Source organism: Micromonospora solifontis, assembly GCF_003725545.1.
Taxonomy (GTDB): Bacteria; Actinomycetota; Actinomycetes; order Mycobacteriales; family Micromonosporaceae; genus Micromonospora; species Micromonospora solifontis.
On sequence record NZ_RJLN01000170.1, the window covers coordinates 1 to 3,954 of the forward strand.

General features: G+C 74.4%; 6 protein-coding genes. 2 read left to right on the forward strand and 4 right to left on the reverse strand.

The window, feature by feature from the left end; translation table 11 throughout:
* A partial coding sequence (locus EFE23_RS27545) for a M17 family peptidase N-terminal domain-containing protein (protein ID WP_305034631.1) occupies nucleotides 1-309 on the reverse strand: 309 nt, incomplete at its 3' end.
* A gap of 198 nt (nucleotides 310-507) precedes the next feature.
* Between EFE23_RS27545 and gcvT the strand changes: the two genes are divergently transcribed.
* Nucleotides 508-1,638, forward strand: coding sequence for a glycine cleavage system aminomethyltransferase GcvT (gene gcvT / locus EFE23_RS27550; protein ID WP_123243786.1), 1,131 nt, complete (start codon nucleotides 508-510; stop codon nucleotides 1,636-1,638).
* A 73-nt stretch (nucleotides 1,639-1,711) separates the two neighbouring features.
* On the opposite strand, the gene EFE23_RS27555 is transcribed toward gcvT, so the two are convergent.
* Nucleotides 1,712-2,017 carry a putative quinol monooxygenase gene (locus EFE23_RS27555; RefSeq protein WP_123243789.1) on the reverse strand — a complete coding sequence of 102 codons (306 nt, stop codon included), beginning with the start codon at nucleotides 2,015-2,017 and terminating at the stop codon, nucleotides 1,712-1,714.
* A gap of 68 nt (nucleotides 2,018-2,085) precedes the next feature.
* Between EFE23_RS27555 and EFE23_RS27560 the strand changes: the two genes are divergently transcribed.
* Nucleotides 2,086-2,421 (forward strand): winged helix-turn-helix transcriptional regulator, encoded by a 336-nt coding sequence (locus EFE23_RS27560; RefSeq protein ID WP_123243787.1) that lies wholly within the window; start codon nucleotides 2,086-2,088, stop codon nucleotides 2,419-2,421.
* 7 nt (nucleotides 2,422-2,428) lie between these two features.
* On the opposite strand, the gene EFE23_RS27565 is transcribed toward EFE23_RS27560, so the two are convergent.
* Together EFE23_RS27565 and EFE23_RS27570 are read right to left on the reverse strand one after the other, a co-directional pair.
* Nucleotides 2,429-3,721 carry a DUF2314 domain-containing protein gene (locus tag EFE23_RS27565; RefSeq protein ID WP_123243788.1) on the reverse strand — a complete coding sequence of 431 codons (1,293 nt, stop codon included), beginning with the start codon at nucleotides 3,719-3,721 and terminating at the stop codon, nucleotides 2,429-2,431.
* Between the two features lie 64 nt (nucleotides 3,722-3,785).
* The coding region (locus EFE23_RS27570; protein ID WP_199737272.1) for an adenosylcobinamide-GDP ribazoletransferase at nucleotides 3,786-3,954 on the reverse strand (169 nt) is incomplete at its 5' end.

The following is a 3,954-nucleotide window of genomic DNA, read 5'->3' on the forward strand; positions in this document are numbered from 1 at the left end:
GGCGGCGCCGGTCGGCTCGGGACCGAGGCCGACGGCGGCGACCACGGGCGCGGTGACCGTGCCCAGCGTGGCCAGCTTGATCACCTCACCGGCGCCGCCGGTCGCGCCGAGCAGGGCCAGCGTCTCGGTCAGCTTGCCGTCGAACGCGGCGGCGATGCTCTCCGCGCCGCTGGCCAGCAGCAGGGTCGCGGCGGGTGAGCCGGACTCCTGCTCGGCGGTCTGGCTGTGCACGCCGATCACGATCGCGTCGACGGCGAGTTCGGCGGGGTCGGTGTCGACCAGGCTGAGGGTGGTGCGGGGCGATGTCACGAAAGCCACTCCGGGCGGGCCGGGCCGGTCGCTACGTCGCGTACCGGCGATGAAGGTCTTCCGGCGGCAACCTACCCGCCGGACGCGTTGCTGTCCCGCCGATGGGTGCAGGCGGGGCGTCCCGCCCGCACCCGATGGCGCGCAGGCGGGGTCCCGCCGATGCTAACCAGCGGGTCACGGGCCGGTAAGTTGCCACCCATGACCGAGGTGACCTCCGACGCCGCCGCGACCCGGCTGCGTCGTTCCCCGTTGCACGAGCGGCACACCGCGCTCGGCGCCAAGTTCGCCCCGTTCGGGGGTTGGGAGATGCCGCTGGAGTACGCCGGCGGCGGCGTGCTCAAGGAGCACACGGCGGTCCGTACCGGGGTGGGCGTGTTCGACGTCTCGCACCTGGGCAAGGCCCGGGTCACCGGGCCGGGCGCGGCGGACTTCGTCAACGCCTGCCTGAGCAACGACCTCGGCCGGATCGCGCCGGGCAAGGCGCAGTACACGCTGTGCTGCGACGACGCCACCGGCGGCGTGGTGGACGACATCATCGCCTACCTGCACGCCGACGACCACGTCTTCCTCATCCCGAACGCGGCGAACACCGCCGAGGTGGTCCGCCGCCTGCGCGCCGCCGCGCCGGCCGGGGTGGCGGTCACCGACGAGCACGAGTCGTACGCGGTGCTGGCGGTCCAGGGGCCGCGTTCGGCGGAGCTGCTCGGCGCGCTCGGCCTGCCCACCGACCACGACTACATGAGCTTCTCGGCCGCCACCCTCGACGGCGTGCAGCTGACCGTGTGCCGCACCGGCTACACCGGCGAGCTGGGGTACGAGTTGGTCGTCCCGGCCGAGCACGCGGTCGCCGTGTGGGACGCGCTGTTCGCCGCCGGCGCGGCGTACGAGCTTCGGGCCTGCGGGCTGGCCGCGCGGGACACGCTGCGCACCGAGATGGGCTACCCGCTGCACGGGCAGGACCTCTCGCTGGAGATCACCCCGGTGCAGGCCCGCTCCGGCTGGGCGGTGGGCTGGGACAAGCCGGCCTTCTGGGGCCGGGACGCGCTGCGCGCCGAGAAGGCCGCCGGCCCCCGGCGTACGCTGCGCGGGCTGGTGGCGGTGGACCGGGCCATTCCGCGCCCCGGCATGGCCGTGCACGTCGGGGACCGGCAGGTCGGCACGGTCACCAGCGGCACGTTCAGCCCCACCCTGAAGCAGGGCATCGCCCTGGCCCTCATCGACACCGACCCCAACCTCCCCGACGGCGACACGATCGAGGTCGACATCCGCGGCCGCCGCGCCCAGATGCGCCTGACCCGCCCCCCGTTCGTCCAGCCCTCCGTCCGCTGAGCCTCGCGTCGATCATGAAGTTGGCGGCACTCGGAGAGATCGACATCGCCGCCAACTTCATGATCGACCGGGGTCAGGGGGTGGTGGTGACCTCGGTGGGGGTGTAGTGGCGCATCTCCTCGATGCTCTGGGCGTAGGGGCGGATCTCGCGGAAGAAGGCGGGGAAGTGGGGGCCGGGGCGGAAGCGGTGGAGGTGGTCCTCCGCGGAGGTCCAGCGGATCCGGAGGACGTACGCGGCCGGGTCCTCGACGCAGCGGCTCAGCTCGTAGCCGAGGCACTCGGGCGCGGCGTCCAGCGCCTTCGCCGCCCGGGCGTACGCCGGGACGAACTCCGCCTGCCGCTCGGCCGGTACCCGGTACCTGATGTACTCGACGATCATGCCCACCAGCCCACACCGGCAACCGTGCGCGCACAGGTACGCACTTTCCGGTAAGGAGGGGGACCCCCGTGCCCAGGCGCTACCACTGCGCGGTGGAGGTGGCCGTCGACGTGCTCGGCGGCCGGTGGCGGCCGGTGATCCTCGCCCACCTCAAGGAGGGCGTGCACCGCTACGGCGAGCTGCGCCGCCGGATGCCGGATGTCAGCGAGAAGATGCTCGTCCAGCGGCTGCGCGAGCTGGAGGCGGAAGGCCTGGTCGCCCGGCGCGACCTCGGCACCCCGAAGGCCCCGCACGTCGAGTACCACCTCACCGAGGAGGGGCGCAGCCTCGGCCCGGTGCTGGCGGCACTGCACGCCTGGGGCCTGGCCCGGGCCGCCCGGACCGGCACCCCGATCGAGCCCTGAGAGCCGCTCAGTCGGCGGTCGGCGGCTCGCCGGCGTCCAGCACCGCCTGGGTCCAGCCGCCCTCGATCACCCCGGTGGTGTCCAGCACGGCCCAGTCGACGACGTCGGACGCCTCGACCACCACGGGGGCGCCGATCCGCACCGTCGGGTCCGTGGCCGCGTCGCTGGCGCTGGCGCCGACGATCCGTTCCGGGCTCTCCCAGGACGTCACCCCGGCCCAGACGTACTCGGGGCCGTCGTCGCCGGGCAGCCCGTACTTGATCACGAGCTGGGTCTCGGCGGGCAGCTGACCGGCGAGGAAGCGGGCCCGGACGTCGCCCAGCCCGGCCCGCGCGGTGGCGATCGCCTTGCTCATCGCGTCGCCCGGCCGGGCGTACCGGACGTCGGGCTGGATGCCGTTGAACAGGGTGGCGCAGGCGGCGGCGAAGTAGCGGCCGGGCGGCCCCGGGTGCCCCGGCGGCGGGCGGAGGGTGAGGAACGAGTCGGCGTCCGGGTCGGTCGCCGGGTCCAGCTCCAGGGCCAGCAGCACCGGCGCCGTCGCCCCGTGCTGCTCCGGGTTCCCGTACGCCACCGCGATGTCGTGCCCGGTCACCGTGGCCAGCACCGGAAGCTGCACGAACGCCGGCACCTCCTCGCCGGCCAGCCCTTCGGTCCACTCCCGCAGTAGCCGCCGCGCGGCGCCGGTCATCACCGCGCCCCAGGCCCGGGTGAGGTGGTCCGGCACCCCCTGGGCCTGCAACTCCAGCAGCCCGAACCGGCGCAGCCCCTTGGTGGTGAACCAGAGCCCGTCGGCGTCCGACGAGTACGGCACCAGCACCCAGTCGACCAGCCGGATCCGGCCCTGCTCGTCGGGGAGCGAGCGCAACGCGGCCGCCGGGTCGAGGAACTGGAGGCCGAAGACGTCCACCACGTCCCCGCCGACCGTCTCGGCGACCGCCGCGGCCACCGCCCGGGCCGCCCACTCGTGCGCCGGCGGCCAGCCCGGCCGGTACTCGGCCTGCACCACCACCAGGTGGGTGGCGGCGGCCAGCCGGGCCAGCTGCTCCTCGGTGGCCCCGAACGCGGTGAGCAGGTCCGGCGGCAGCTCGGGGAACTCGCTGATCGGCCGGGTGTCCACGGTCATCAGCGGGCTGTCCAGCATCTGCTTGGCCAGCCCGTGCACCGGTTCGGCGAGCCGGCCGGCGAGGCCCGCCACGGCCGTCTTCGGGCTGACCTTCGGCATCCCGGCGATGGGCACCAGATAGGTCGCGTCCAGCGACTCCGGGACCGGTACGGGCAGGAAGTCGTCCGTGATGAGCATGCCGTCCCCCTCGACACCGCCGGTGCTGTCGCCTGAGAACGCTACCCGCCCGGACGGGTGACGCTCAGCCGGACAGCACCAGTCCCAGGTAGGACAGCGTGGTGACGATCTCCACGGTGGCCCCGAGCACGTCCCCGGTGATCCCACCGAGCCGGCGTACCACATGCCGCAGGAGGCCCGCCGCGACGGCGAGCGCGGCGAGCACGGCGAGCGGCCCCTGCCACGGCCGGCCC

Coding starts and splice junctions, on each gene's coding strand:
- gcvT (WP_123243786.1), top strand. CDS start 508: ATGACCGAGGTGACCTCCGACGCCGCCGCGACCCGGCTGCGTCGTTCC.
- EFE23_RS27565 (WP_123243788.1), bottom strand. CDS start 3,721: ATGCTCATCACGGACGACTTCCTGCCCGTACCGGTCCCGGAGTCGCTG.
- EFE23_RS27555 (WP_123243789.1), bottom strand. CDS start 2,017: ATGATCGTCGAGTACATCAGGTACCGGGTACCGGCCGAGCGGCAGGCG.